The sequence below is a fragment of the Psychrobacillus sp. FSL K6-2365 genome, assembly GCF_038003165.1.
Classification (GTDB): domain Bacteria; phylum Bacillota; class Bacilli; order Bacillales_A; family Planococcaceae; genus Psychrobacillus; species Psychrobacillus psychrodurans.
Genome location: NZ_JBBOOO010000001.1, coordinates 2,492,443 through 2,518,346, shown reverse-complemented (window position 1 = coordinate 2,518,346; position 25,904 = coordinate 2,492,443). Strand labels below are relative to the sequence as shown.

30 protein-coding genes and 1 riboswitch are annotated in these 25,904 nt (G+C 35.7%); of the genes, 22 read left to right on the top strand and 8 right to left on the bottom strand.

The window, feature by feature from the left end:
• Nucleotides 1-6 precede the first annotated feature (6 nt).
• A complete protein-coding gene (gene pstB / locus MKY29_RS12465; RefSeq protein ID WP_090563758.1) occupies nt 7-807 on the top strand; it encodes a phosphate ABC transporter ATP-binding protein PstB in 801 nt (266 codons plus the stop codon).
• 19 nt (nt 808-826) lie between these two features.
• On the top strand, nt 827-1,486 hold the full coding sequence (gene phoU, locus MKY29_RS12460; RefSeq protein ID WP_093496844.1) for a phosphate signaling complex protein PhoU: 660 nt from the start codon (nt 827-829) through the stop codon (nt 1,484-1,486).
• A gap of 1,046 nt (nt 1,487-2,532) precedes the next feature.
• On the opposite strand, the gene MKY29_RS12455 is transcribed toward phoU, so the two are convergent.
• On the bottom strand, nt 2,533-3,000 hold the full coding sequence (locus MKY29_RS12455; RefSeq protein ID WP_090563751.1) for a hypothetical protein: 468 nt from the start codon (nt 2,998-3,000) through the stop codon (nt 2,533-2,535).
• Complete coding sequence (locus MKY29_RS12450) at nt 3,000-3,350, bottom strand: hypothetical protein (protein WP_090563749.1); 351 nt, start codon at nt 3,348-3,350, stop codon at nt 3,000-3,002. The genes MKY29_RS12455 and MKY29_RS12450 overlap by 1 nt, the downstream gene beginning before the upstream one ends.
• 174 nt (nt 3,351-3,524) lie before the next feature.
• Here MKY29_RS12450 and rpmG point away from each other — a divergent pair, with 174 nt between their 5' ends.
• From rpmG to MKY29_RS12425, 5 genes are all read left to right on the top strand, one after another.
• A complete protein-coding gene (rpmG, locus tag MKY29_RS12445) occupies nt 3,525-3,674 on the top strand; it encodes a 50S ribosomal protein L33 (protein ID WP_090563747.1) in 150 nt (49 codons plus the stop codon).
• A 63-nt stretch (nt 3,675-3,737) separates the two neighbouring features.
• Complete coding sequence (locus MKY29_RS12440; RefSeq protein WP_340879964.1) at nt 3,738-4,322, top strand: 5-formyltetrahydrofolate cyclo-ligase; 585 nt, start codon at nt 3,738-3,740, stop codon at nt 4,320-4,322.
• Between the two features lies 1 nt (nt 4,323).
• The gene (locus MKY29_RS12435; protein WP_090563743.1) at nt 4,324-4,518 is read left to right on the top strand and encodes a YqgQ family protein; all 195 of its coding nucleotides are present in this window, start codon (nt 4,324-4,326) and stop codon (nt 4,516-4,518) included.
• Nucleotides 4,519-4,740: 222 nt separating this feature from the next.
• A complete protein-coding gene (locus tag MKY29_RS12430) occupies nt 4,741-6,645 on the top strand; it encodes an LTA synthase family protein (RefSeq protein WP_090563741.1) in 1,905 nt (634 codons plus the stop codon).
• An 89-nt stretch (nt 6,646-6,734) separates the two neighbouring features.
• On the top strand, nt 6,735-7,838 hold the full coding sequence (locus MKY29_RS12425) for a YqgU-like beta propeller domain-containing protein (protein ID WP_340879963.1): 1,104 nt from the start codon (nt 6,735-6,737) through the stop codon (nt 7,836-7,838).
• 52 nt (nt 7,839-7,890) lie between these two features.
• On the opposite strand, the gene MKY29_RS12420 is transcribed toward MKY29_RS12425, so the two are convergent.
• Nucleotides 7,891-8,070, bottom strand: coding sequence for a DUF2759 domain-containing protein (locus MKY29_RS12420; RefSeq protein WP_090563737.1), 180 nt, complete (start codon nt 8,068-8,070; stop codon nt 7,891-7,893).
• Nucleotides 8,071-8,224: 154 nt separating this feature from the next.
• On the opposite strand from MKY29_RS12420, the gene MKY29_RS12415 reads away from it, so the two are divergent.
• Nucleotides 8,225-8,863: an MBL fold metallo-hydrolase gene (locus MKY29_RS12415; protein WP_340879962.1), complete on the top strand. Its 639-nt coding sequence runs from the start codon at nt 8,225-8,227 to the stop codon at nt 8,861-8,863.
• A 366-nt stretch (nt 8,864-9,229) separates the two neighbouring features.
• Here the strand turns inward: MKY29_RS12415 and MKY29_RS12410 are convergent, their stop codons facing one another.
• Together MKY29_RS12410 and MKY29_RS12405 are read right to left on the bottom strand one after the other, a co-directional pair.
• On the bottom strand, nt 9,230-9,472 hold the full coding sequence (locus MKY29_RS12410) for a DUF2626 family protein (protein WP_090563733.1): 243 nt from the start codon (nt 9,470-9,472) through the stop codon (nt 9,230-9,232).
• Nucleotides 9,473-9,613: 141 nt separating this feature from the next.
• Nucleotides 9,614-10,294 carry a helix-turn-helix transcriptional regulator gene (locus tag MKY29_RS12405; protein WP_093496629.1) on the bottom strand — a complete coding sequence of 227 codons (681 nt, stop codon included), beginning with the start codon at nt 10,292-10,294 and terminating at the stop codon, nt 9,614-9,616.
• A 175-nt stretch (nt 10,295-10,469) separates the two neighbouring features.
• On the opposite strand from MKY29_RS12405, the gene comGA reads away from it, so the two are divergent.
• The 12 genes from comGA (at nt 10,470) to MKY29_RS12345 (ending at nt 19,771) form a co-directional block, all read left to right on the top strand.
• Nucleotides 10,470-11,486, top strand: coding sequence for a competence type IV pilus ATPase ComGA (gene comGA / locus MKY29_RS12400; protein ID WP_340879961.1), 1,017 nt, complete (start codon nt 10,470-10,472; stop codon nt 11,484-11,486).
• Entirely contained in the window at nt 11,473-12,531 is a 1,059-nt protein-coding gene (comGB, locus tag MKY29_RS12395; RefSeq protein ID WP_340879960.1) for a competence type IV pilus assembly protein ComGB, read from the top strand. Before comGA ends, comGB begins: the two co-directional genes overlap by 14 nt.
• A 10-nt stretch (nt 12,532-12,541) precedes the next feature.
• The gene (comGC, locus tag MKY29_RS12390) at nt 12,542-12,877 is read left to right on the top strand and encodes a competence type IV pilus major pilin ComGC (protein WP_093496632.1); all 336 of its coding nucleotides are present in this window, start codon (nt 12,542-12,544) and stop codon (nt 12,875-12,877) included.
• A complete protein-coding gene (comGD, locus tag MKY29_RS12385; protein ID WP_340879959.1) occupies nt 12,804-13,304 on the top strand; it encodes a competence type IV pilus minor pilin ComGD in 501 nt (166 codons plus the stop codon). The genes comGC and comGD overlap by 74 nt, the downstream gene beginning before the upstream one ends.
• The gene (locus tag MKY29_RS12380; protein ID WP_093496634.1) at nt 13,294-13,602 is read left to right on the top strand and encodes a hypothetical protein; all 309 of its coding nucleotides are present in this window, start codon (nt 13,294-13,296) and stop codon (nt 13,600-13,602) included. Before comGD ends, MKY29_RS12380 begins: the two co-directional genes overlap by 11 nt.
• Nucleotides 13,599-14,033: a competence type IV pilus minor pilin ComGF gene (comGF, locus tag MKY29_RS12375; protein WP_241600027.1), complete on the top strand. Its 435-nt coding sequence runs from the start codon at nt 13,599-13,601 to the stop codon at nt 14,031-14,033. The genes MKY29_RS12380 and comGF overlap by 4 nt, the downstream gene beginning before the upstream one ends.
• Nucleotides 14,011-14,208, top strand: coding sequence for a hypothetical protein (locus MKY29_RS12370; protein ID WP_090563715.1), 198 nt, complete (start codon nt 14,011-14,013; stop codon nt 14,206-14,208). Before comGF ends, MKY29_RS12370 begins: the two co-directional genes overlap by 23 nt.
• A 116-nt stretch (nt 14,209-14,324) precedes the next feature.
• Entirely contained in the window at nt 14,325-14,837 is a 513-nt protein-coding gene (locus MKY29_RS12365) for a shikimate kinase (protein WP_090563713.1), read from the top strand.
• A 115-nt stretch (nt 14,838-14,952) separates the two neighbouring features.
• Nucleotides 14,953-15,047, top strand: a riboswitch (glycine riboswitch).
• Nucleotides 15,048-15,204: 157 nt separating this feature from the next.
• Nucleotides 15,205-16,308, top strand: coding sequence for a glycine cleavage system aminomethyltransferase GcvT (gene gcvT / locus MKY29_RS12360; protein ID WP_340879958.1), 1,104 nt, complete (start codon nt 15,205-15,207; stop codon nt 16,306-16,308).
• A gap of 24 nt (nt 16,309-16,332) precedes the next feature.
• Entirely contained in the window at nt 16,333-17,679 is a 1,347-nt protein-coding gene (gene gcvPA / locus MKY29_RS12355; protein ID WP_340879957.1) for an aminomethyl-transferring glycine dehydrogenase subunit GcvPA, read from the top strand.
• Complete coding sequence (gcvPB, locus tag MKY29_RS12350) at nt 17,672-19,132, top strand: aminomethyl-transferring glycine dehydrogenase subunit GcvPB (protein WP_340879956.1); 1,461 nt, start codon at nt 17,672-17,674, stop codon at nt 19,130-19,132. The genes gcvPA and gcvPB overlap by 8 nt, the downstream gene beginning before the upstream one ends.
• A gap of 114 nt (nt 19,133-19,246) precedes the next feature.
• Nucleotides 19,247-19,771, top strand: coding sequence for a DinB family protein (locus MKY29_RS12345; RefSeq protein WP_340879955.1), 525 nt, complete (start codon nt 19,247-19,249; stop codon nt 19,769-19,771).
• Between the two features lie 240 nt (nt 19,772-20,011).
• On the opposite strand, the gene MKY29_RS12340 is transcribed toward MKY29_RS12345, so the two are convergent.
• The 3 genes from MKY29_RS12340 to MKY29_RS12330 all read right to left on the bottom strand — a co-directional run bounded on the left by MKY29_RS12340 (nt 20,012) and on the right by MKY29_RS12330 (nt 22,160).
• Nucleotides 20,012-20,416, bottom strand: coding sequence for a ribosomal maturation YjgA family protein (locus tag MKY29_RS12340; RefSeq protein ID WP_340879954.1), 405 nt, complete (start codon nt 20,414-20,416; stop codon nt 20,012-20,014).
• An 18-nt stretch (nt 20,417-20,434) separates the two neighbouring features.
• Nucleotides 20,435-21,709, bottom strand: coding sequence for an AAA family ATPase (locus MKY29_RS12335; protein WP_241600034.1), 1,275 nt, complete (start codon nt 21,707-21,709; stop codon nt 20,435-20,437).
• A 67-nt stretch (nt 21,710-21,776) separates the two neighbouring features.
• Nucleotides 21,777-22,160, bottom strand: coding sequence for a rhodanese-like domain-containing protein (locus MKY29_RS12330; protein ID WP_090563703.1), 384 nt, complete (start codon nt 22,158-22,160; stop codon nt 21,777-21,779).
• A 102-nt stretch (nt 22,161-22,262) separates the two neighbouring features.
• Between MKY29_RS12330 and MKY29_RS12325 the strand changes: the two genes are divergently transcribed.
• Nucleotides 22,263-23,099 carry a lipoate--protein ligase family protein gene (locus MKY29_RS12325; protein ID WP_093496640.1) on the top strand — a complete coding sequence of 279 codons (837 nt, stop codon included), beginning with the start codon at nt 22,263-22,265 and terminating at the stop codon, nt 23,097-23,099.
• A gap of 159 nt (nt 23,100-23,258) precedes the next feature.
• Nucleotides 23,259-25,820 carry a vitamin B12-dependent ribonucleotide reductase gene (locus MKY29_RS12320; RefSeq protein ID WP_340879953.1) on the top strand — a complete coding sequence of 854 codons (2,562 nt, stop codon included), beginning with the start codon at nt 23,259-23,261 and terminating at the stop codon, nt 25,818-25,820.
• Nucleotides 25,821-25,904 lie beyond the last annotated feature (84 nt).

Genomic DNA, 25,904 nt, shown 5'->3' with positions numbered 1-25,904 from the left:
ACTAAAATGGTACAATTGTTGGAAAAAGGGTCAGCAAGTAAAATGGAAACTTCAAGTATTGTATACGATACACAAAAATTAAATTTGTGGTATGGAAATCATCACGCACTGAAAAATATTGATCTACAAATTAAAGAAAATGAAGTTACTGCTATAATTGGACCTTCTGGCTGCGGTAAGTCAACATATATTAAAACTTTAAATCGTATGGTAGAACTAGTACCAACTGTCAAAACGTCTGGGGAAATCCTTTATCGCGAACGAAATATCTTTGATGCAAATTACGGGGTAGAAGAACTTCGCACAAAAGTAGGGATGGTTTTTCAAAAACCTAATCCATTTCCAAAGTCTATTTATGACAATATTGCTTATGGTCCGAGAATACATGGTATAAGAAATAAAAAGGTTTTAGACGAGATTGTAGAAAAAAGTTTGCGTGGAGCAGCTATATGGGATGAAGTGAAAGATCGTTTAACAACGAATGCTTATAGTTTATCTGGTGGTCAGCAGCAACGTATATGTATTGCAAGATGTCTTGCGATAGAACCAGATGTTATATTAATGGATGAACCTACATCGGCACTCGATCCAATTTCGACTCTTAAAGTAGAGGAATTAATACAAGAACTAAAAGAAGACTATTCAATTATTATCGTGACACATAATATGCAACAAGCTGCTCGTATTTCTGATAAGACAGCATTTTTCTTGAATGGAGAAGTTGTAGAATTTGATGCAACAGATGTTATTTTTTCAACGCCTGAAGATAAACGGACAGAGGATTATATATCAGGTCGCTTTGGATGATAGAGGGGGTTATTCTAACATGGTAGGAAGAGAGAAATTCGATGCGGATCTAAACCAAGTTCAGTCATTGTTACTGGAGCTAAGCAATACAGCTATCGACACTTTAGATAATTCTATGAGTTATCTTTTTGAGAAAGATATTGAAGGTGCACTTGCTATACTTGATAATGATGAACATATTAACCATTTGGAAGAAGAAGTGAATGATCGAGTAATTTTGTTAATAGCAAAACAACAACCTGTTGCAACCGATCTACGTAGATTAATGGTGCTAGTCAAAATTGCTGCAGACATGGAGCGAATTGGTGATTATGCATGTAATATTGCAAAGGAAACAATTCGTATTGGGAAAGATGAGCATATTGAGACAATTGCTTTGCTTGAAGAAATGCGCAGTAAAACGATTAAAATGCTTAAACAGGTTCTCGATGCATTCACGAACGAGAATATGGAAGAAGCTAAAAGTATAGCAAAATTGGATGATGAAGTAGATGAAATGTATGGGCATATTATTCGTACACTTCTCAATACAGGCGTAAATAATCCAGCTCAGCTAAGTCAGGTCACTCAATTATCATTTGTGTGTCGTTATTTAGAGAGATCTGCCGACCACGCTACAAATATCGCAGAACGTCTATTATATTTATTAAAAGGAAAGCATTACGAATTAAATAATTAATACGTGAATCAATTTTATAAAGAATATTATATAGTTAAATCCGAACAACGCTGATTTCCGCTCTAGGCGGACGCTTTCCGCGGGCACGGCTTCAATCGCCTCGTCGCTATACTGATGGCACTGAAAAAATTACATTATATTTAATGATTTCTTTTTCAAGATTAAAATAGGGCACTTTTTGTTCAATATGAACAAAAAGCGCCCTATTTTATTGTCAAGTTCTTACTCTGATTTGGCGAAGCGTATTGTCTTTTGGGATTATTAAATCGTATATCGCCATGTATGTAATTAAGTTCAGTATTTTTTGGTTTGAATTCATTCGAAACATCACCTACATTTACTTTCCTTTAGTATACTAAGAAAATAATTTTGGAGGAGTGAGTGCAAGTTACAAAATTGGATTGGAGTGAAGAGTGGCGACTCCTAGGAGATTAGCAGCCACGGCGAGCACCCGGACTGAGCGCAACGAGGTAGAAGGCTTGCCGGGCCGCCCCCTGGAAAGCGTCCGCTCGGAACGGAAAGCCATGCCTTCATACCGTTAAAACTGGATTTTTTCAGTGCCATCGCTAAGTTCCTGCGGGGTCTTCAGCTCAAGCTATCCCGTAGGAGTCGTCACCTTGCGCGACAATCAATATGATGTGTAGTACTCTACTATAAGTTTTGACCAAGCATATCGCTAAGCAGATAAAGTAGTCAAGGTTAGTATAGTGATAAAACCATCTGCTCGATTAGGTATCTTTTATATAATGAAAGAAGAAAGTGGATTTTCTTCTATTGGTGTCCATTTCATCTTTACTTATTTTCAGATAACAATCGTATCCTTAGGCGGTTTTAAATACACTTATTCGTTTATATAAAGTGGACCTAGTTGATTGGAGCGCAGAGCGGCGACTCCAGTGGGAACAGCGCGAGCTGAAGACCCTGGACTGAGCATGCGAAGGAAGCGGCTGAAGCCGTGCCCACGGAAAGCGTCCGCTCGAAGCGGGAATTAACGCATATCTTCATCTCTATTAATGAAGACCGATAGTCTTTTTGCATGTTATTTCTTAACGAGTAATCGTTTCGGCAATTTGTTTTAAAGACATGGAGGAGTTTAGTTCATAATTCCCTATTTGGATGCGTTCTGCTAAACCTTGATCTGATAAATAATTATCCATATCGACTTTATTTAAAATGATACCAGCTTCTGCTAGCTGTGCACTTATTTCTGATGAAGCCATCCCTACTTCAACAGAGAGAGTCATCGACGCAACAGTTGGGGTTTGTTCAGTAGTTGCGGTTTCGACAACTTTATCTGTTGCATTTGTTTGGTCTTGTTGTGCAGTATTTAAATCTAGTTGCAGTTCAGCGAGTTGTTTTTTTACTTCAGTAAGTTCCTGTTGAGCCTGCTCATAATCATCCTCAGTAATAGTACTAGTAGAAGTTATTTCCTCTTTTTCGACAATTTCTTCTATTTGAAATGCAGCACCAGCAAGAAATAATCCGATTCCTATATTTCGAATGGTTTTATTCATCACTTTCCACCACCAATTACGTATTTTATTTCATCAATGGTTAAAGAGGAACGGGTACCAATTTCTTTTAATGAATAACCTTGTTTATGCAATTCTAAGACTTGGTTTTTTATAATGTCATGAATGACAGGTTTGTTTTGTTTTTTTAATGGTGCAGTTACTTTTGTAGATTCGATTAGCAGTTCTTCCTCTACTACTTTAAGTCTGCGCTTTATAGTGCTTGTTTCTTGATAAACCGTGAATGAAAGATCTTCTAATTCTGATTCCATTTTTTTGGAGGAATCCTTGAAGAAAAAAGAAATTGCTATTAATACAACACCAATAATCATTATAATGATGGAAAAGTCCATTGTATTCACCTCTATTGTTATATTCCTATACTCATACTACCATATTCAAAAAAACTTTGAATAAATTCTTGTATAAATAGTAGATTTTATTTGGATCTATGCTATAATTGGTTAGTCGTATAAATCATGCTCAAGTTTTATATTTAATCCTGACAAAGAGTGGGAGGGACAACCATGCGCGTTAATATTACATTAGCTTGTACAGATTGCGGAGAGCGCAACTATATTTCTAAGAAAAACAAGCGTAACAATCCAGAACGTCTTGAACTTAAAAAGTATTGCTCACGTGATAAGAAAATGACTCTTCATAGAGAAACTAAATAATAACCTAAACCAAAACCAAGTATGGTTTTGGTTTTTTTCTATTGTAAGGAGGAATGACTTACTTTGACAAAGAAAATTGCAAGAAGTGCGATGAGAGATCGATTAACTTCTTTAGATGAAGTAACATATAATAATTATTCAAAACAAATTGAAGCAAAGTTTTTGAGACATATAATGGATTTAGACGTTTCCACTATTGGATTAACGATTTCTAACTTTCCTGAAGTCGATACATGGAGTATAATAAAACAATTATGGAGCATGGGAAAAAATGTTGTAGTTCCTAAGTGTTCACCTTCGGATAAATCTATGGTATTTTATCAAATACTAAATTTTGATCAATTAGAACGTGTTTATATGCACTTACTCGAACCTAATCCACTGAAGTCTAAAGCAATTATCCCGCAAGAGATCGATATACTAGTCGTACCTGGAATTGTATATAGTGAAACAGGATACCGTATTGGTTATGGCGGGGGCTATTATGACCGTTTTCTAACGAATTTTAGTGGAGATACAATATCATTGGCCTTTGATATTCAAGTAGTGGAATTCGTTGAATATGACGTGTTTGATATTCCTGTAGATAAAATTATTACACCGAACCAAACTTTTCTGTGCAAACAGATTCGACAAAAGGATGAATAGTATGAATTCAGTATACGACGTTATGCAACTTTTGAAACGATTTGGAATATATGTATATACGAAAGATCGTCTAGCAGATTTAGAAATAATGGAAGATGAAATTCGAGAGCTATATAAAATGCAAATGATTGAGTCAAAAGAATTTCAAATAGCCATTTTATTATTGAGAAAAGAACAGAGTAATTGTAAAGTTTAGGACACGTCAGAGTTGATTTTGCTCTGACGTTTTATATTTTTATAAAAAAATGAAACTTTTTACTGGTTGAATCCGTCTAATATAGGGTATGGTATGTAAGACTTGTACAATTGTATCAAAATCCTTATTCTTTTATGTTGATTTATTGTAAAGAAAGGATTAAGATAAGTTTTGTTGCTTTTAACATATTAAATTAAAGAGTAAAAAGGGGAGGGTGTAGGCATGAATAAAAAAAATTGGCCAACACATTCTATTCTGATTCTTGCTATTGTGGCAACATGGATAAAAACATATATCGTTTACCACACGAGCTTTGACATGGATATTGAAAATTTGATGCAACAACTGATACTTTTTATCAATCCGCTAAGTTTTTTACTATTTATCTACGGACTTTCCTTATTTTTTAAGAGTCCTAAAGCTAGAAATAGATATATAGTAATTGCTAGTATAATACTTTCAGCTGTTGTATATGCAAACGCTGTATTTTACCGTTTTTTCACAGATTTCATTACAATACCGGTACTATTTCAAACAAGTAATTTTGGCGATTTGGGTTCCTCTGCAGCAGAAAGTATCTTTTTAACTGATATTTTCTATTTCACAGATGTTGCCATCATCATTATTGCATTGAAGTGGTTGAAAATCGGGGACAAAGTTACACTTGTAAAGCCTGCTGTAAGAAGAGCTTATTTTGTAATGACTGCAGCAATTCTATTTTTAAACTTAGGTTTATCTGAAATTGAGCGACCACAGCTACTAACACGAAGCTTTGATCGGGAAATGCTTGTAAAGAATATCGGACCGTATAACTATCATTTATATGATATATATATCCAATCTAAATCACATGCTCAAAGAGCACTTGCTGATGGTAGTGAATTAGTAGAAGTTAATAACTATGTGCGATCAAACCAATTAGATGCTAACGAAAAAATGTTTGGAGTTGCAGAAGATCGTAATTTAATCGTAGTTTCTATGGAATCCTTACAATCATTCGTTATTAACAATGATATGAATGGTCATGTAGTGACGCCATTTTTAAATTCTCTTACGCAAGATAAAGACACATATTATTTCTCTAATTTTTACCATCAAACAGGGTTAGGGAAAACGTCTGATTCTGAGTTTTTGTTAGAAAATTCTTTATACCCATTAGGTGGAGGAGCAGTATTCTTTACTCATAGTGGGAACACATTCCATTCGATGGCAGAAAGCTTAAATGAAGAAGGATACTATACAAATGTATTACATCCTAATAATAAAAGTTTCTGGAATAGAGATATAATGTATCGCGCATTGGATATTCAAAAGTATTATGATGAACAAAGTTTTGTAGTGAACGAAGAGGATTCTGTTAACTGGGGTATGAAAGATATTCCATTCTTAGAGCAATCAGTTGATTTAATGGCAGATATGCCTCAGCCATTCTATTCACGTCTAATTACATTAACAAATCATCATCCTTTTACTTTGGATGAAGAAGATATGCTTATTCCGGAGTATAATTCTAACTCTAATACACTCAATAGATATTTCCAATCTGTTCGATATATGGACGAAGCATTGAAACTATTCTTTGAGGACCTGAAAGAACAAGGGTTATATGATAACTCTATTATCGTTATGTACGGAGATCACTACGGAATTTCCGAAAATCATAACAAAGCAATGGAGCAATATTTAGGGAAAGAAATAACTCCATATGAATCGGCTAAACTTCAACGTGTTCCATTATTCGTTCATATTCCGAATAGTGGAGAAGGTAAAGAAGTTACCGAGACGTCTGGTCAAATTGATTTGCGTCCAACAATTTTACATGCATTGGGTGTTGACACATCTAAAGATATGCAGCTTGGAGCAGATTTGTTCTCAGAAGAACATGAAGAATTTGTTGTATTCCGAGATGGCGGTTTTGTAACTGATAAACTTGTTTATGCAGGCAATGCTTGTTATGATAATGCAACAGGTTTACAGATTGAGATGGAAAGCTGTCAGCCTTATATAGATAGAGCCACTCAAGAACTTGGATATTCCGATCAAATTATTAACGGTGATTTACTGCGTTTTTATGATTTGAAAACTGGGAACTTGCTTATAGATGAGGCAATAAAAGAAGATGAATAAGAAAAAGCACGGACATTTTATTGTCTGTGCTTTTTTATGAAACAAAATCGCTTTACATTCGTCTATTAAGATAAGAAGGGGGGAGTATGTTGAAAAAAGCTTTTATATTATTATTTTGTGCCATCTTCCTCCAAGCATGTGCAGACATTGAAACAAACATTCCTAAAAACGAGGTTGAAAAACCATCCGATATTGATATAGTAGAAGTCGATAAACCAACTGATAAAGAAATACCATCAATCTTGTTGGATAACAATGCCTTTCATAGTGTGGTAGGGTGGATGTCTAATGAAGAAATAGTTTTTATTATTGCGGAAAAGGGACAATGGTTGGTTAGATCATATAATGTTTCAACGAATAGTTGGCGAACAATTTATACTACGACTACTCCTATTATTCAGGGTACCATTCATCCTTCTAAAGAAATGATTTTATTACATACTTCCAAAGACTCTTCAACAGCAGAAATTCAATTTTTACATAAAAATGGGTATGTTTCTCAAAGCCTATCGTTCGAATCCGCTGAAATTTACATGGATTGGCATCCAACAAATCCAAACTTAGTTGTTTTTTCTACCTTCTATGAGGATTGGTCTTATAGTACATTCGTATATGACGGTGTTACACAAGAGTTAACTTCTATTGAAGTAGAAAATCCTTTTGTGAAATGGTATGACGAGGAAAAATTAATGGTTTTTAGATGGTCTGACTCTGGATTAGATGGTAGTGAACTTTTGCTTTACTCAATCTTAGATGGAACAATAAAGAGTACTGGTGAAGAAAAAATATTAGACGTAACAAACATAGGAGAAGCAATTGTTTACGTTCAAATTAACGAAGAGAAAAAGCAATTTGAGTACCGTCTAGAAGAGTTAAATGGTACTAAAAAATATGAGTGGGTAACACCTGCAGTTTCAAATTATTCCGAATGGGTCACCTCGTCTATGTCTATTATTTCACCAACAGAATTTATCTTACTAAACGCAAAAGAGTTTCGTAATCAGGATGATGATAACCAACAGAGTGTATTGTCAAAGATATCTTTAGACGGCCAACAGATATTGGGAGAAACAAATGAACAACCTATATCTTGCTCTCCTAACGCAGAAAATTGCCTGGGAGGATTTGCAAAGGAAAATTGGATTATTACGAATCCGATGGTCGAAAAGAAATGGATTCATTTAAATGAATAGAAAAAAGCTGCTGTACATATATGAAATGTACAGCAGCTTTTTTAATTACGTTTTAGTGTAAGCTTGGTGGGAAGCCTTGGTTCACAATAGTCATGACTGTAAAGAAGCCAAAAACAGCGAATGTACCAAAGTTAAATAGAACACCTAACACATTCTTTTCTTTAAAAGCTTGATAAGTGCCAACTACAGCTAAAAGTGTAACTAGACCAAAGATAACCATTAATAAGTTCATGAAAAGACACTCCTTTCGACATCAGAAAATGAATGTCGCATTTGCATATTCCTCTTCTATTGTAATTCTAATTGTAAGTTTTGTCGAGTAGAAAAGTGGTGAATAATTGAACAAAAGATGGTATTTCGTTTATGATAGGTAAGAGGTGATTATTATGTTAAATGTTCGAACTTATCCACTAGGTTATATTCAAACAAATTGTTATTTGGTTTCTAATAACATGAAGCAATGCTTAATTTTTGATCCAGGAGGAGAAGGAGAAAGAATAATTAGTGAACTTCATCGTTTAAAGATGAAACCGCTAGCTATTTTATTAACTCATGCACATTTTGACCATATCGGAGCAGTAGAACAAGTGAGAGAGTGCTTTGATATTCCAGTATATATCCATACTTCAGAGAAAAAATGGTTGGCAGAACCTTCAAAAAACGGCTCATCCAAATATGCTGAAATCCCTTCTATTATTTGTAAAGAGGCGGATTATTTAATAAATAATGAGTCAGAGCTAAAAATTGGAGAATTCCACATGGAACTACTACATACACCAGGACATTCACCTGGTAGTTTAACCTACTATTTTCAAGAAGAGAATTTTGCTATTGTGGGGGATACACTTTTCCAAAACAGTATCGGGAGGACAGATCTCCCTGGAGGTAACCAATCTGATCTAATGAAAGCCATTCATACAAAACTGCTAACACTACCGGAAACAACCCTTGTTTATCCAGGTCATGGTCCATCCACAACTATTGAAGCAGAAACGGAGTCGAATCCATTTTTAAATGGATTTTAATAGATGTGCTCCTCCTAAATTAAATTATATTTTGGGTTCACGGGACAAATAGAATGTTTCAGGTAGACGCTTTAGGAGGCGTTACCTCAGCTTAACATGATAGATGGTCATGAAGGTGTCGCGATCGCGAGGGGGACGTCTCAGCCTTCTTATTATAGTGTGCTACGTTGTTCAGCATAATATGTATTTACCCAGCTATAAGATATTTACTTAGTTGATGAAAATGGTCAATATCACTAAAAACCACTTGGGAAAAATAATACAAAACGTCTGTCCAATGGTCTTCGAGAACAATAGAAAGAGGTTTATCCTAAATAAGCAAAAAAGCAACTCAATAAATGAGCTGCTTTTTTGGGGAATGAATTATTAATGTCCCGCGCCTGGTACGTGCATGAATGTCGTGTAATATGTAAATCCTGCGAAGAAGAACATTAAGTAAGCTCCGAAGATGTACATATACATACGCTCTGAAAGGTTTAAAAACCCTAAAAGAAGGAATAATCCCGTATTTGCTAAAAATAGTAAAGAAGCTTCTGTCATATCACCTAAATAAAACATAACTGCAAAAATCCCTGTCCAGAAAGCCATTACTTTATACATATTGCCCATTTGTAGTCCCTCCTTTTACAACCATACAAATAATTCTCATATTTATTATAAATGAAAGTGTTGATACATGTAAACTGATTATTAGTTTTCTTTACACATTATACTCTGCATTGTCACAAATATGTATTATCTATGCACTCATTATAGAACTTCTATTTGATATACGCAATTGCTACAGTGATTTTGTTTGCTTTCTAGCTGAACAAATTCATTATTTGGAAACAAAGCATCAAACTGTCCTTTTAAAAATGATTCATGGATACTACAAATAATGTGTGGATGATTAGACAGTTGTCCTTTATAGGGACAATTATAAATAGAAAATGTAATAATTTGTTTATCATCTTTATTCGTGATATTTGGAATATAGCCAACAGAGAGAGCGGCGGCGGATAGTAGCTCTATTTTCTGATCGAAGCTCTGCTCAGCTAATAATGACTGTTGGATAGAATTGTGCCCAGAAGTATAGCTGATATTTTTGGCTTTTTCAAGCGCTTCAATACCCATAGTTTCTACTAACTCTAATAACCACTCTAACAGTAAATGATTTTCCTGTTTAGGAAAACTCAAGTATATTGGTTGATCTGCAAGTGAATATATACGTGCAGGGCGACCGCCTTTTTTGTTATTAAGTAACTCAGAAGTAATTAACTTAGATTCATTAAGTTTGGTTAAATGGAGTCGAGCAACATTTGGATGGATGCCGAATTGATCTGCAATTTGTTGCACATTTACTGATTGGACTTGTTTAACAATATATTGATAAATCGAATACCTAGTTTCGTCTGCTAATGCATTTGTTAGCTTTAAAGTATTTGACATACAATTACCTTCTTTCTAATATTAGTTACTATTATAATCAAGAACGATAGATTAACAAAATAATTATAATATAACAGAAAATTTAAAAAACTACTTCCATTTCTCAATGAAACCAAGTATAATACTTAGTACAAGCTGTTTGCGGTCGCAACTTGTATCTGGGGAAAGGAAAATTATGCAACAAGTAGAAAATATGATTGAACAAAAGTGTTTTCGCTTACTTAGTAAAGCCCATAAATTCGGTGCAACAGACTTACACATGATTCCTAATGAAGAAAACTACATTTATTACTTTAAAAAAAATTCTCAGATGTTTGAAGCAGGCAAGCTCCCTTTGAATTTAGGTGAGCGTATCATTTCATTCTTCAAGTTTTTATCCTCTCTTGATATCAGCGAAAAAAGAAAACCACAAAGTGGTTCCTTTCAACAAGTATTCAATTCTCATAAATTCTCATTTCGTGTCTCTACGCTTCCTTCCATTTTTAGAAAGGAAAGTATGGTAATTCGCCTCCAACTGCATGACAACGCTAAAATTATTCATTCCCTCTCCCTATTTAGAGATGCAACTGAAAAAATTGTAGATCTTGCGAATAATCGCCAAGGATTGATTTTATTCGTTGGCCCCACTGGCTCAGGAAAGTCCACCACTATGTATTCACTTACCAAATATTGTGCAGAAAATTTAAATCGACATGTAATTTCGTTAGAAGACCCAGTCGAGAATAGTCAGTCTCACTTACTTCAAATACAAGTAAATGAACGTTCCGGAGTGACCTATTCTGCAGGATTAAAGGCTATATTACGCCATTCACCAGATGTAATTATGATAGGGGAGATTCGAGATGAGTCCACTGCGAAAGCAGCTATACAAGCAGCGCTCACTGGCCATCTTGTCGTTTCAACCATCCATGCAAAAGACGGCGTAGGATCTCTATATCGTCTATTAGATTTAGGTGTCACTACAGAGGAGTTAAAGCAAACGATTATCGGTATCGTTACTCAAAGACTAGTCGTAGCTTCAGCCGAGATAGACTCTGAATTATCTGCAGTGTTTGAAATTCTTTCAGATGATTTGTTAGAGGAAGCATTTCACTCTATGTTAATAGGTAAAACTTACCGTATTCCGTATCCTCTTTCTTTATCCTATCAAATTGAGAGAGGTGTAAAAGAAGGTGTTATTGAAAAAGGTTAAAAGTTATTTGGAAAGGAAGCAGCAAACTATCCCGCCAAATATGCATTCCTCTTTTTTGAGTAGGCTTAGTGATCTTTTAAAAGAAGGTTACACATTTCACGAATCAGTGACTATGCTACTGCCATTTCATGTGAAAGATTCAGAGACTGTTAGCAAACAAATAACGGATGTGCAAAGAAGTGGATTATCCGCAGTTGATGTCTTTAAGTTATTAGGGTTTCCGAGCAGATTATTGTTGCCTTTGAATCTTGCTTCAGTACATGGCAAATTACAACAAACAATTGCTGTATTAGGGGTGAATACTGCATTTTTTGAAGGCGCGAAAAAACGCTTAAATAACTTATTGTTGTATCCAATATTTTTATTTTTGATACTTTTTTTATTGTTTACGATGTTTAGAGTTTATTTCTTACCAAATATGGAATCTTTAATTGGTTCTAGAGTAAATATGTCGTCGGATAATTCTTTAAGTTGGACAGGTTATCTCTTGCAAATGCCAAATATATTTTTTGTAACGGTGATAATTTGCTCCTGTCTAATTATTTTGTCCAATACGATTGTGAAACGGCTGCCCATAGAGAATCAGCTCTTGATTTATTTAAATTTACCAATAGTTAGAAGTTGGTACCGTTTGTTATTGACGAGAGTATTTGCAAGAGAGATGGGAGTGCTCTTGGAAAGTGGTATGCCATTACAACAATCATTTGAAGCATTGATTGCTCAAAATGAACATAAAGTGCTGCAGTTTATCGGTGATCAGATGAAAGAGAAGGTTATACATGGTGAATCGTTTTCCAGTGCGGCTCTGCTATTAGGCACGTTTACAAACGAATTATTTCATTTTGTTGTGCACGGTGAGAATAGTGGTTATTTGGGTAGAGAGCTATCTCTCTACAGTGAGTTTCTCAGTCAAGAAATTGAAAGAAAGCTTTCTCGATATATAAGTATAGTTCAACCAACTTTATTTTTAATATTAGCTGTTTTTATCATTGGTGCTTATTTAGCAATATTATTGCCTATTTATAACATGATTAACATTGTGTAAAGGAGATATTATGAAGAGACTACTGAAAAATAACAGAGGTTTTACTCTAGTTGAGATGATGATTGTTTTGCTTATCATATCTGTACTAATTCTCATATCAATTCCTAATGTGACAAAGCATTCTGCAAATATTGATGAAAAAAGCTGTCAAGCATTTGTGAAAATGTTGGAAGGTCAAGTTGCTGCATACAAAATTGAGCATAAAAAAATCCCTAGTTTAGCTGAACTTGAAGAAGGTGGTTATTTGCCGGGTATTGACACAACATGTCCGAATGGAGATCCAGTTAGTATTGATGCTTCAACGGGTAAGGTCAATAGTAATAATAACAAAAATGGAAAGAAATAAGTTGAACGAGAAGGGGTTCACAATGATTGAGATGTTACTTGTTTTATCGATTGTGATTGTAGTATCTTCTTCGGTTCTTCTATTAACATCTACTAAGATGAAGGAAATGGAGGAAGAAAGATTCTATAGACAACTTCATTTGGATATTCAGCGGCTTCAGGCGATTTCTATTACAGATTACAGATATACGCACTTAACATTTCCTGCGAATAGAACTAAATATCAGGGAAAGATCGCTGATAAGCTTTTGTTTGAAAAAGAGTTACCAAAGCATATGCGTTTAAGTGTTGATAGCACTTTAAAAGGTATTGCATTTCATCCAGGTGGAAATGTAAATGATTTCGGTAACTTTTTGTTTGAAACAGATAAAGGCGAGAAGCGAATAACGATTTATATAGGTAGAGGTGTCGTAAATTATGAAAAATAGTAATGGTTTTTCTTGGCCGGAGACAATTTTATCATTAAGTGTCACTTTTCTAATTGCTACGACAATATTGCCGTTACTAAGTAATATGATGGTTCAATTAGAGGATCAAAAGAGGAGGTATCATACATCATTGGTCTTGTATGAAGTTGCAAAGACTTATACTTTTGAAAGTATTTCGACTGGTGTGATGTATATAGAAAAGGTTCCATATTCTTATGAAATAGATAACGAAAATATTTGTATTAACTACGAAGGGATGCGAGAGGTGCAGCATAAATGTGTACCATTAATAAAATGAAAATCAGTAATCAATTAGGTTACACTTTACTAGAAGGGGTTCTTCATCTAGCAGCGTTTATGCTGTTTGCTCAAGTGCTAGTTGCTTCTATGTGGTGGTTATCAAACACGGAAGCAAGCGTGACTGATAGTACTGAAATAGAATGGGCGTTGTTCATACAATATGTAGATTCCTATCTAACCGAAGTGGACTCCATTGAGATAGAGAATTTAAACAACCTTACGATAAGAAACGATAAAACAACTTATAAAGTGGGATTATACAAAAATCTGATACGGAAACAAAAAAACGGAGATGGTCATGAGCAGATGTTGATAAATGTTGAGTCCTTATTTGTTAAGATGGAGGATAAGATACTTCAGATTAAAGTTAATTTCTTGAACGGTATAGAGAAGGAGCATGCGTTTTATGTTACATTTAGTACAGAATGAAAGAGGGGTTTTCTTTCCAGCTGTAGTTATTTTGTTGCTAGTTGTAACTGTATTCTTACTGACAATTACCGCAGCATATCAATCCAAATATCAAACGTACGATGCCTTGGAGAAGTTTTATACAAATGCAACAGTTGAAAGGTTAGAGATATTTCATCGACAAAATATGCGATAGTTGTTATTGAATCCATTTTTTTATAGTTGTAATAAAAAAAGCCACTCTCTATAATAAAGATTAACTTGTTGGAATTATGGCACCGAGAAAATTGGAGTTTAGTGAGTTGGTGAATCATGTATAAAGTATATTTAGTTGGATTTATGGGCAGTGGTAAAAGCGCGATTGGTAGGAGATTGAGCTTTTTCTTAAAAATGCCCTACTATGATATGGATAAGGAAATTGTGAGATTACAAAATAGAACAATTCCTGAAATTTTTGAGCAGGAGGGAGAAGCTTACTTTCGGAAAGTAGAGACTGACTTCCTAGAAAATTTCCGGAACGAATCGTGCATTATTTCTACAGGTGGTGGGGTTGCCATGAATGAAAAAAATATTGAAGTGATGCGAAGAACTGGACTTGTACTTTATTTAGATGCAACTTTTGAAGATATATGGATGAGAATTAAAAGTGACAAAAACAGACCAATTGTGCAAAATAGTACAAAGGAAGAATTAGAACAATTGTATAAAACGAGGAAGTGGTTTTATAAAAAGGCTGCACATATAACAATTCGGACAGAACATCGACCATTAAGACAGATTACGGAGTATGCTGGATACCAAGTGAATCGTCTAAAAGGCGAATGATTTTATTTATTTTTATTTAAATGTTCGTGTTTTACTAATTTTATTAAAAAGTATTGCTTCTGATTTACTTGAATGTTAGGATATAGACAAAGAGTGAGTTATACAGATATCGCGAATGATTATACGGGGAGAGAACGCATTAGCTGCGTCGCCGAAGGAGCAAGTAATGAAAATTATGAATCTCTCAGGCAAAAGAACTCGTATAGGACGCAACTCTGGAGAGCGCTTTCGTTTATACATACGTGAAGCCACCAAAGAGGAAAGCCATTTTTGGTAAACTTTCAGGTCCCAGGACAGAGAACCCTTGTTTTTTCAAAGGGGTTAATCTGTCCTTTTTTGTATGGAAATAGTGAAGGAGGAGATTATTTTGGCAGAACAGTTGAAACGAACACCTTTATTTGATGTATATGCAAATTACGGAGGAAAGACCATTGACTTTGGAGGTTGGGAGCTTCCAGTACAATTCTCAAGTATCAAGGCTGAGCATGAAGCAGTAAGAACGAAAGCTGGTTTGTTTGATGTTTCTCATATGGGAGAGATAATCCTGACAGGAACAGATAGTGAGGAATATCTTCAAAAACTTATGACGAATAATGTCTCGAAATTAGTAAATGGTCAAGCACAATACACAGCCATGTGTTATAAGGATGGCGGTATCGTTGATGATTTATTAATTTACAAAATTGAAGATAATCATTATCTTCTTGTTGTTAACGCTGGAAATATCGAAAAAGATTTTAACTGGATGCAGGAAAATATTACTGGAGATGTAACACTAGTAAATAAATCAGAAGATTATGGTTTACTTGCTTTACAAGGACCGTTAGCGCAAGTCATTTTACAGAAGCTGACTACCAAAAATTTAGGTGAGATTGGATTTTTCCGTTTTGCAAATAATATCGATGTTGCTGGTAAAGATGTCATTATCTCTCGAACTGGTTATACAGGGGAAGATGGATTTGAAATATATGCATCTGCAAATGATGTAACAGAGCTGTGGAGCAGCATATTAGAAGCAGGTAAAGAAGAGGGTATTATTCCATGTGGTCTTGGTGCTCGAGATACATTACGTTTTGAAGCTTGTTTACCACTATATGGACAGGAACTAACAAAAGATATTACTCCTCTTGAAGCTAATATTGGATTTGTCGTAAAACTTAACAAAGACCAAGATTTTAATGGTAAAGCTATCTTGCTTGAACAAAAAGAGAATGGTGTACCAAGAAAAAGTATTGGTATCGAAATGATTGATAAAGGAATTCCTCGTACGGGCTATCCGGTATTTGTAGATAATAAGCAAATTGGTCATGTTACATCGGGTACACAATCTCCTACTCTTAAGAAAAATATTGGTTTAGCTTTAATTGACACAACATTTGCAGAACTTGGGCAAGAGGTGGAAATTGAGATAAGAAATAAACGATTAAAAGCAATAACAGTAGCAACTCCGTTTTATAAAAGAGAAAAATAAGACATAGAAAGAGGTTGTCCATTGATGAAGCATCGTTATTTACCAATGACTGAACAAGATCAAAAAGAAATGCTAGATGTAATTGGCATTTCTGCGATTGATGAATTGTTTGCAGACATTCCTGAAAAAGTTCGTTTTAAAGGTGAGTACAATATTAAACCTGCAAAAGCGGAATCAGCTCTTCTTAAAGAATTGAGCCAGCTAGCTGCAAAAAATGCTGACAGTAAACAATACGCGTCATTTTTAGGTGCTGGGGTATATGATCATTTCAAACCAATTATTGTAGATCATGTTATCTCTAGATCTGAATTTTATACAGCTTACACTCCTTATCAACCAGAAATTTCACAAGGTGAGCTTCAAGCAATTTTTGAATTTCAAACAATGATATGTGAACTTACGGGAATGGACCTAGCGAATTCATCTATGTATGACGGTGGTACGGCATTAGCAGAAGCAGGGAATCTTGCTGCAGGTCATACACGTCGTAAAAAGCTAATTGTTTCTGAGGCTGTTCATCCTGAATATATCGATGTAGTGAAGGTATATGCACAAGGTCAAAATATTGAAGTAGTAACTGTGCCAATGAAAGACGGCGTAACGGATTTAGTGAAATTAGAAGGGTTAGTAGATGAAGATACTGCGGCAGTAATGGTCCAATATCCTAATTTCTTTGGACAAATAGAGGATTTAGCGGCAGTGGAACAACTGACACATGCGCAAAATGCGCTATTCGTTGTATCCGCTAATCCACTTGCACTTGGTGTGTTGACACCTCCAGGTAAATTTGGAGCAGATATTACAGTAGGAGATGCGCAAGTCTTTGGAATATCTGAAGCATTTGGTGGGCCACATTGTGGATTCTTTGCAGTAAATTCTAAGCTTATGCGTAAAGTACCAGGTCGTTTAGTTGGTGAAACTACGGATGAAGAGGGCCGTCGTGGCTATGTGTTAACGTTGCAGGCTCGTGAACAGCATATCCGTCGAGATAAAGCTACTTCGAACATCTGTTCAAATCAGGCATTAAATGCACTTGCTGCTTCTGTTGCGATGACTGCACTTGGCAAAAAAGGTGTAAAAGAAATGGCAACCCAAAATATCGTAAAAACACATTATGCAAAACAATCCTTTGAAAAAGCAGGATTTGAAGTGGTGTATCAAGGAGCTCATTTTAACGAAATCGTTGTAAAAGTAAACGGTTCAGTTGCAGATGCAAATAAAGGACTTCTTGAAAAAGGAATTATCGGTGGTTTTGACTTAGGTCGCGTAAATGCTGATCTGAAAAATCATGTATTAATCGCTGTAACAGAACAGCGAACAAAAGAGGAAATAGATGCACTCGTGCAAGAAATGGGGGCTCTTTATGCATAAGGATAATCAACCACTAATTTTTGAAATAACAAAAGAAGGTCGTGTAGGATATAATCTACCTGAACTAGATGTGCCTGCAGTAGATTTATCAACTCTATTACCAGAAGGTATGCAACGTGCTGAGGAAGCTGAATTACCAGAAGTATCTGAACTAGATATTATGCGTCACTATACAGCTTTATCTAATCGTAACCATGGTGTGGATACAGGATTTTATCCACTTGGATCATGTACGATGAAATACAATCCGAAAATTAATGAATCAGTTGCACGTTTCCCTGGCTTTGCTAATATTCATCCATTACAAGATGAAAGCTCTGTTCAAGGAGCAATGGAATTAATGTATGATCTTCAAGAGCATTTAATCGAGATAACTGGAATGGATGAAGTGACACTTCAACCTGCTGCAGGTGCACATGGTGAATGGACAGCTTTAATGATGATTCGAGCTTTCCATGAAGCAAATGGGGATACACAACGTACAAAAGTAATCGTTCCTGACTCTGCACATGGAACTAATCCTGCTTCTGCTACAGTTGCAGGCTTTGAAACGATTACAGTTAAATCCAATGAGGAAGGCTTAGTAGACTTGGAGGATTTACGTCGTGTTGTTGGCCAAGATACTGCTGCGTTGATGCTAACTAATCCAAATACTTTAGGTTTATTTGAAGAAACTATTTTGGAATTAGCTGAGATTATCCACGGTGTGGGTGGTAAATTGTATTATGACGGTGCAAATTTAAATGCTGTTATGTCAAAAGCACGTCCTGGAGATATGGGCTTTGACTGTGTTCACTTGAACTTGCATAAAACATTTACAGGTCCACATGGCGGCGGAGGTCCCGGTTCAGGTCCAGTTGGAGTTAAGGCTGATTTGATACCGTTTTTACCAAGTCCAGTTCTTGTAAAAGAGGAAGACAAATATACATTCGATTATAATCGACCGCAAACAATTGGAAGAGTAAAACCATTCTACGGTAACTTCGGTATTAATGTACGTGCATACACGTATATTCGTTCGATGGGTCCAGATGGTCTTAAAGCGGTAACAGAGTATGCTGTATTAAATGCAAACTACATGATGAGACGTTTAGAGGAACATTTTGATCTACCTTATAATCGTCATTGTAAGCATGAATTTGTACTAAGTGGTCGTCGTCAAAAGAAACTTGGTGTTCGTACGCTAGATATGGCAAAACGCTTGCTTGACTTTGGTTATCATCCACCTACGATCTACTTCCCATTGAATGTAGAAGAGGGCATGATGATCGAACCAACAGAAACTGAGTCAAAAGAAACTTTAGATGCTTTCTGTGATGCGATGATTCAAATTGCGAAAGAAGTAGAAGAAAACCCAGAAATCGTTCAAGATGCACCGCACACTACGGTGATAAACCGTTTAGATGAAACAAAAGCTGCACGTAAGCCGGTATTACGATATACAAAAGCATAATAGCAATCGTGCGATTCTTCCTAGGATCGCACTTTTTGCCATTCATTTCTAATTTAAAGGAATTATTGAACTTCCAATAGAATAAATACTTTATAAAGTATAGGAGGGGTTATAGTGCAAAAAATACTAGGAAAAGCTGAATATGCTCCGTATTATCAAAGTTATGTTGAACTTGTTTCTGAAGGGGATTTTGTTAATCTATTAGAAGAGGGTATTGATAAAACTACTAGGCTCGTTTCCCAATTATCTGAGGAACAGGGAATGTTCCGTTATGCGGCTGAGAAATGGACCGTTAAAGAATTGTTAGGGCATATGGCAGATACAGAACGAATTATGGCTCACAGACTATTGTCTGTTGTTAGAGGGGATGCAGTATCACTTCCAGGCTTTGATGAGGAGGTATATGTAAAAGCAGCGTCATTCAATGAGCAATCGATAAATGATTTGTTACAAAACCTCCAAGCTGTTCGTAGTTCAACTATTCATCTCGTGAAGAGTATAGATGCGGAGAGTATGCAAAAAAGTGGAACTGCGAATAATTATAATGTAACTGCAAGGGCACTGGTTGTGATAATTCTAGGTCATGAGCTACATCATTGCAATATTTTGAGAGACCGTTATTTAGCAAATGAGCAATAAAAAATAGTTTTCCAGATGAGTGCTTTCTTCCCTTCTTCGGACGGCGAAGGACAGTTAATCCCCATATGGGTACCGAGAAAAGAGAGATTGTTCGTAACGTCAGCTACGAATAATCTCTCTTTAATCTGTCGTTTGTAATATAGCTACAAGTCTGATCAAAACCTACTGAAGACGTTAGAGGCAGATTTTGACTTTAAGATGGGCTTACGACATTCATAACAAGTAAAAACATATATAATTCTAATGATAGTTACACCACTTAGTAGAAATCCATTTATCCAGCAAATAAGCTAATACAATACCAATAGAATATCGTATCAAATCTTCAGGAAGGAATCCTTTGCCAAGTATTAGAGAACCGAGCAAAGAACCTCTTATTGTATTTATCCAGTCTGCCTGATATAGCTGACTTAATTCGATGCAAAAACAAAAAACAAAGCTTAAATAAATCGCCAAATGCAGACTTTTGTGTACAAAGATAATTCGAAATAGAAAATACACCATAATTGCCCAAAATGTATCACCAGCATGATTTATTATAATCATAGGTAAAGCACTGATATATCTACTAGCTAGGCCAAAAACTATGGAGATTAGAATAGCGATTACATAGTAAAATCTTTTCGATTCTTTAGTAACATGCAAATTATATCACTCAGTTCATTAATAGTTAAACCCGATTGAATTTTCATCATTTTCCCATTTGTTCTTATTGGTACGGTTATTTTGCTTCGTTAATTCTTCAATTCGCTTCTCGAAGTCTAATTTTCCATCATAGTGCCAGTTCAGAGCTACGGACATATATAATTCGTTTAATTGAGACATTGAAAGGCCTTTTGAGAGCTTTGCCATTTTTTTTACTTGATCGTCAGAGAAGATTTCTTTGATATCAAGTCTTCGTAAATAATTTTGTCGTACCGTTTCTGTTGGAGAAGGAATTTCATATGCCCGATCAAATCGACCGGCACGATTAATAAGTGCTGGATCTATTTTTTCAGGGTAGTTGGTTGTTCCTATGATAAATAGTCCTTCTCTGGATTGCGCACCGTCTAGGGTATTTAAAAAGACCGAGCGAGTATATTCAGGCATGGAGTCTATATCCTCAATAACTAGAATGGCTGGAGCTAGCCTCGTAACAATACCAAATACTTCTTGAATAGAATGACTGCCAGTGAACTCTGTAATCTGCCAATAGACAACAGGTGCTTTAGTAGAGCCTGTTATCGACTTTACTAATGTTGTCTTTCCATTACCTGGAGCCCCATATAGCAGAATTCCACGTTTGTACGGAAGTCCGTAATCCTTGAAAAAATAGCCATCTTTTTTAAAAAACTCATCAATCGAGCGGAAAATATCCTGTTTAATACTTTCTGCTAGAAGGACATCCTCCCTATTAACTGCAGCTTGCTCTCCGTAATTTCTACGCTGGACACCATTTTCCGTATCCACAAGATATGTAACGGCCTGCATTAACAATTGTCTCAGCTTTTCGTTAATTTCTTGTAAAAAATTTAACGCCTGTTCAACAGATGTTGAATAAAGTTGATATTCCGGCCATGTATTTCCGCCAGAATAATTGAATGCTAAGGTCAATGCAACATTATATTGTGGAAATAAAATCAAATTGTTCTCAAATGTCTCTACAACCTCTAGTTTATTTTCGAAGGATAATTGAGACTTGCTGGAAATTTTGCCCTGAGATTTTGCTTCGAAAATGGAGCAAAGCACCTCATATTTTAGCAAGTTTTTTTCCATCATTTCTAACAAGTTCCCATCTAGTTGGAGGATGGATTCACCAATATCGATAGATTGCCAACTTTCATTCGTCCGTTCGTTCAATAAAGCAATAATTCGTCTAGAAACTATCGCAAAATCTTCATAATGTGGGTGAGTCTTTCTAAAATCTTCTGAATGGGAAAATAATATATGTTTTTGCATCTAAACCCTCCAAAATAATATGGATGAAAGAAAAAAGGTTCCTCTTAAATTAGAAGAACCTTATGTATTACTTAGATTTAACTTTACCTGTCCAAGCTTTGAATCCACCTTGGAGTTGGAATAATTGTGTATATCCTTTTTTCTTTAAAAACATCGCTGAACGAGAACTTCTTGCGCCACTTTGATCATACAAATACACTGGCTTGTCTGGTCGAATTTCTTTGTATCGTTGACGGAATTGAGATGAAGGGATATTTCTTGCTCCCAAAATATGTCCACCATCAAATTCTTTCGGTTCACGAACATCAATCAGTTGGGCTTTACGATAGCCTTCAATGAATTGCTCTTGCGTGAGGTTAGTAACAATTTTTTTTAAACGGTATGCCGAGATTCCAGCATAGACTAAAAGTACAACGAGTATAGCAATGACAAAATACAATAATTCTAACACGGTCTTTCCCCTTTCTATGTTTCCTATTCATTATAAAAGAAGTGCTAGATACAATTCAATCTATTTGATAAAATGATACTCGTTGTGAAGGGAGAGATTAAGGTGGAAAAGGCAAAATGGTACTTCATAAATTCTGGACCCTGTAGTCCATCTTATAACATGGCGATGGATGAAGCATTACTTGATTGGCATAGTGAAGGGCTTATTCCGCCAGTTATTAGATTTTACGAATGGAATCCAGCTACATTATCAATTGGTTATTTTCAAACCGTAGAAAAAGAGATTGATATGGATGCAGTGAAAAGATTAGGACTAGGTTTTGTTCGTAGACCTACTGGAGGAAGAGGGGTGCTTCACGAACACGAACTTACATACAGTGTGATCGTTACAGAGAGTTACCCAAGTATGCCTGCTACTGTAACAGAAGCTTATCGTGTTATTAGTGAAGGTTTACTATTAGGATTTCAAAACCTTGGTTTAAACGCTTATTTTTCTATTCCAAATACAGATGAACAAAAAGAAAATTTAAAAAAACCAAAATCCGCAGTATGTTTTGATGCACCGAGTTGGTATGAACTTGTGGTAGAAGGAAAAAAAGTGGCTGGAAGTGCTCAAACAAGGCAAAAAGGTGTTATTCTACAACATGGTGCGATTTTACTTGACCTCGATGAAGATAAGTTAATTGAAACGTTTAAATTTACTTCTGACGAGGTAAGAAATAGAGTGAGGAAAGGCCTATCTCAAAAAGCTGTCTCTATTAACAAAATAATATCAAAACCGATAACGATTGAAGAATGTAAAGTTGCCTTTAAAAAAGGATTTGCTGATGCTTTGGAGATTGAATTGGTTGAATATACATTAACAGAAGAACAACAAACTTACGTAAAAGAACTAGAAGCGACAAGGTATGACAATGATGAATGGAATTTTAAAAAATAAAAGTAACAATGTCTTATAGCAAAAATGAAATATAGGAAATTAGTTCTTATATTTAAAATCCCTAATCAATTTGCTTTACCTTCTACATATTGTGTCGTATTATTATTAAAACCACTACATATTGTGTCAATCGCAATTTGTAGAAAGGAGGAAGAGTAAATGGTGACAGCCAAAAATGAAACCAAACTTACTTTAAATGTCGAAGCACTAAACAAAGATATTCAATTATTTCCACAAGTTCATCCTATTACGCAAGATATGACACTTACACATAAAGGTGTGTCGAGACTTGTCATGATTGATCGCTATTCTTTTAAGGATACAGAAAAGAAAACGTTAAAAGAGGGCGATTTTGTCGTTCTAACCGTGAAAGAAGATCCTAAATTCCCAGCACGTGGACTGGGCTATATCGTCTCTATTAACGAACAAGCAAAAACAGCTGAGGTGCAAATAGAGGAAGATTACCGAAGTGCAATTGACGATGCTGCTAAAATCGAGTCTGGAATTATTACTCGTCCTTTAAGTGTCATTGAAAAACCTCTTGAAGTTTATTACGAGCAAATTGCCAAAAGAAATGCAACAGGACTCGCATCTGTAGAAGAAACAGAAGAAAAACGTGGAGAATGGTTTGAGAAATTCTATCAACAACTAGTTTCTTTGAAATTTATCCCAGCCGGACGAGTACTGTACGGTGCAGGAACAGGAACAGATGTAACTTATTTCAACTGCTATGTAATGCCATTCGTTGCAGATTCTCGTGAAGGAATCAGTGATCACCGTAAGCAAGTAATGGAAATTATGAGCCGTGGTGGTGGAGTTGGTACAAATGGTTCTACTCTAAGACCTAGAAATACTTTAGCTCGCGGAGTGAACGGAAAATCATCTGGTTCTGTTTCATGGTTAGATGATATTGCTAAACTGACTCATCTTGTTGAACAAGGTGGATCACGGAGAGGCGCACAAATGATAATGCTAGCAGATTGGCATCCTGATATTGCAGAATTTATAATTTCGAAAATGCAAAATCCTCGTATTCTGCGTTTCTTGATTGAAAATACGAATGATGAAACGATTAAACAACTAGCGAAGGACAAGCTTAAATTCAAACCCCTAACAATTCAGGAAGAAGCTATGTATCAAGGAATTATAAATTATAAAGCAATTCCAGGTTTAGGTGGATTTAATAGTGAGATAATTCGTGATGCGGAAACAAAATTACGTGATGGCGGAACTTATTCTGTTCATAATTCCGAGTTTTTGACTGGTGCAAACATCTCCGTTACGCTTACGGATGACTTTATGAAGGCTGTAGAGGAAGACGGCGACTTTGAATTGCGTTTCCCAGCAACCGAAGCTTATTCTCCAGAAGAGATGAAATTCTACAATGAAAATTGGCATAAAATTGGTGATGTTCGTGAATGGGAAAGAATGGGCTACGAAGTTCGTACTTATCGCACTGTAAAAGCGAAAGAGCTATGGAATTTGATTAACATTTGTGCAACTTATTCAGCTGAACCAGGTGTTTTCTTCATTGACAATGCTAATGAAAAAACGAATGCAACAGCATACGGACAAAAAGTCGTCGCAACTAATCCTTGTGGCGAACAACCGCTTGCTCCATATTCTGTATGTAACTTGGCTGCTGTGAATTTAGCACAATTTGCAAATAAAGACACAAAAACAGTCGATTATGAAGCATTAAAAGAAACAGTCCGTGTGGGCGTACGCATGCAAGATAACGTAATTGATGCTACTCCATATTTCTTAGAAGAAAACAAAGTACAAGCACTTGGTGAAAGACGTGTAGGTTTAGGTGTGATGGGTCTTGCCGATTTGTTAATTTATTGTGAAAAAGAATATGGTTCTGATGAAGGTAATGTTTTAGTGGACGAAATCTTTAAAACAATTGCGATTGCTGCTTATGAAACATCAGCAGAACTTGCTGTAGAGCGTGGAAGCTTCCCATTCCTAACTGGTGAAACAGAAGAGGAAACGAATCGTTTACGTAAAGCATTTACGGAAACTGGATTTATGAGTTCAATGCCAGAAGACATTCGAAACTCTATTTTAGAAAATGGTATTCGAAATTCTCATTTATTAACAGTTGCACCTACTGGTTCTACTGGAACAATGGTAGGCGTTTCTACTGGACTTGAGCCTTATTATTCATTCACTTATTACAGAAGTGGACGTCTAGGTAAATTCATCGAGGTAAAAGCAGATATTGTACAAGAATATTTAGAGAGCAATGAAACAGCAGAAGAAGAAAATCTTCCAAATTGGTTCGTTACTGCTATGGAACTTGCTCCAGAAGCACACGCAGACGTACAATGTATAATTCAGCGCTGGATTGATAGTTCTATTTCTAAGACGGTCAACGCGCCACGTGGTTATACAGTTGAACAGGTAGAGGGTGTTTACGAGCGTTTATATCGCGGAGGAGCTAAGGGTGGTACTGTGTATGTCGATGGAAGTCGTGACTCGCAAGTTTTAACCTTAAAAGCAGAGGAAAATACATTAGAAGATCATCCAAAGGAAGAAAAAGTAGAAAAAAGACATGTAGTTTTAATAGATACCATTCAAGATTTACGTTCAACTAATGTAACAATTGGTTCAGAGGTTGGAAATACATGCCCTGTTTGTCGTAAAGGTACTGTAGAAGAAATGGGTGGATGTAATACATGCACCAATTGTAATGCCCAACTAAAATGTGGGTTGTAATCCGATAAGTTCAAAAGCTTAAGCGCTTTAAAGTGAAATCTGATTCTATCTTTTTTCGGAGAGCCTTGGACAGAATCAATTTTA

Excerpts from the sequence above, each read along its gene's own strand:
- comGA (WP_340879961.1), top strand. The coding sequence starts at position 10,470 with ATGCAACAAGTAGAAAATATGATTGAACAAAAGTGTTTTCGCTTACTT.
- gcvPA (WP_340879957.1), top strand. The coding sequence starts at position 16,333 with ATGAAGCATCGTTATTTACCAATGACTGAACAAGATCAAAAAGAAATG.
- MKY29_RS12415 (WP_340879962.1), top strand. The coding sequence starts at position 8,225 with ATGTTAAATGTTCGAACTTATCCACTAGGTTATATTCAAACAAATTGT.
- MKY29_RS12410 (WP_090563733.1), bottom strand. The coding sequence starts at position 9,472 with ATGGGCAATATGTATAAAGTAATGGCTTTCTGGACAGGGATTTTTGCA.
- MKY29_RS12320 (WP_340879953.1), top strand. The coding sequence starts at position 23,259 with ATGGTGACAGCCAAAAATGAAACCAAACTTACTTTAAATGTCGAAGCA.
- pstB (WP_090563758.1), top strand. The coding sequence starts at position 7 with ATGGTACAATTGTTGGAAAAAGGGTCAGCAAGTAAAATGGAAACTTCA.
- comGC (WP_093496632.1), top strand. The coding sequence starts at position 12,542 with ATGAAGAGACTACTGAAAAATAACAGAGGTTTTACTCTAGTTGAGATG.
- MKY29_RS12335 (WP_241600034.1), bottom strand. The coding sequence starts at position 21,709 with ATGCAAAAACATATATTATTTTCCCATTCAGAAGATTTTAGAAAGACT.
- MKY29_RS12455 (WP_090563751.1), bottom strand. The coding sequence starts at position 3,000 with ATGAATAAAACCATTCGAAATATAGGAATCGGATTATTTCTTGCTGGT.
- MKY29_RS12450 (WP_090563749.1), bottom strand. The coding sequence starts at position 3,350 with ATGGACTTTTCCATCATTATAATGATTATTGGTGTTGTATTAATAGCA.
- comGD (WP_340879959.1), top strand. The coding sequence starts at position 12,804 with ATGGAGATCCAGTTAGTATTGATGCTTCAACGGGTAAGGTCAATAGTA.
- MKY29_RS12405 (WP_093496629.1), bottom strand. The coding sequence starts at position 10,294 with ATGTCAAATACTTTAAAGCTAACAAATGCATTAGCAGACGAAACTAGG.
- gcvPB (WP_340879956.1), top strand. The coding sequence starts at position 17,672 with ATGCATAAGGATAATCAACCACTAATTTTTGAAATAACAAAAGAAGGT.
- MKY29_RS12430 (WP_090563741.1), top strand. The coding sequence starts at position 4,741 with ATGAATAAAAAAAATTGGCCAACACATTCTATTCTGATTCTTGCTATT.
- MKY29_RS12435 (WP_090563743.1), top strand. The coding sequence starts at position 4,324 with ATGAATTCAGTATACGACGTTATGCAACTTTTGAAACGATTTGGAATA.
- MKY29_RS12370 (WP_090563715.1), top strand. The coding sequence starts at position 14,011 with ATGTTACATTTAGTACAGAATGAAAGAGGGGTTTTCTTTCCAGCTGTA.
- comGF (WP_241600027.1), top strand. The coding sequence starts at position 13,599 with ATGAAAATCAGTAATCAATTAGGTTACACTTTACTAGAAGGGGTTCTT.
- rpmG (WP_090563747.1), top strand. The coding sequence starts at position 3,525 with ATGCGCGTTAATATTACATTAGCTTGTACAGATTGCGGAGAGCGCAAC.
- phoU (WP_093496844.1), top strand. The coding sequence starts at position 827 with ATGGTAGGAAGAGAGAAATTCGATGCGGATCTAAACCAAGTTCAGTCA.
- MKY29_RS12420 (WP_090563737.1), bottom strand. The coding sequence starts at position 8,070 with ATGAACTTATTAATGGTTATCTTTGGTCTAGTTACACTTTTAGCTGTA.
- MKY29_RS12365 (WP_090563713.1), top strand. The coding sequence starts at position 14,325 with ATGTATAAAGTATATTTAGTTGGATTTATGGGCAGTGGTAAAAGCGCG.
- MKY29_RS12380 (WP_093496634.1), top strand. The coding sequence starts at position 13,294 with ATGAAAAATAGTAATGGTTTTTCTTGGCCGGAGACAATTTTATCATTA.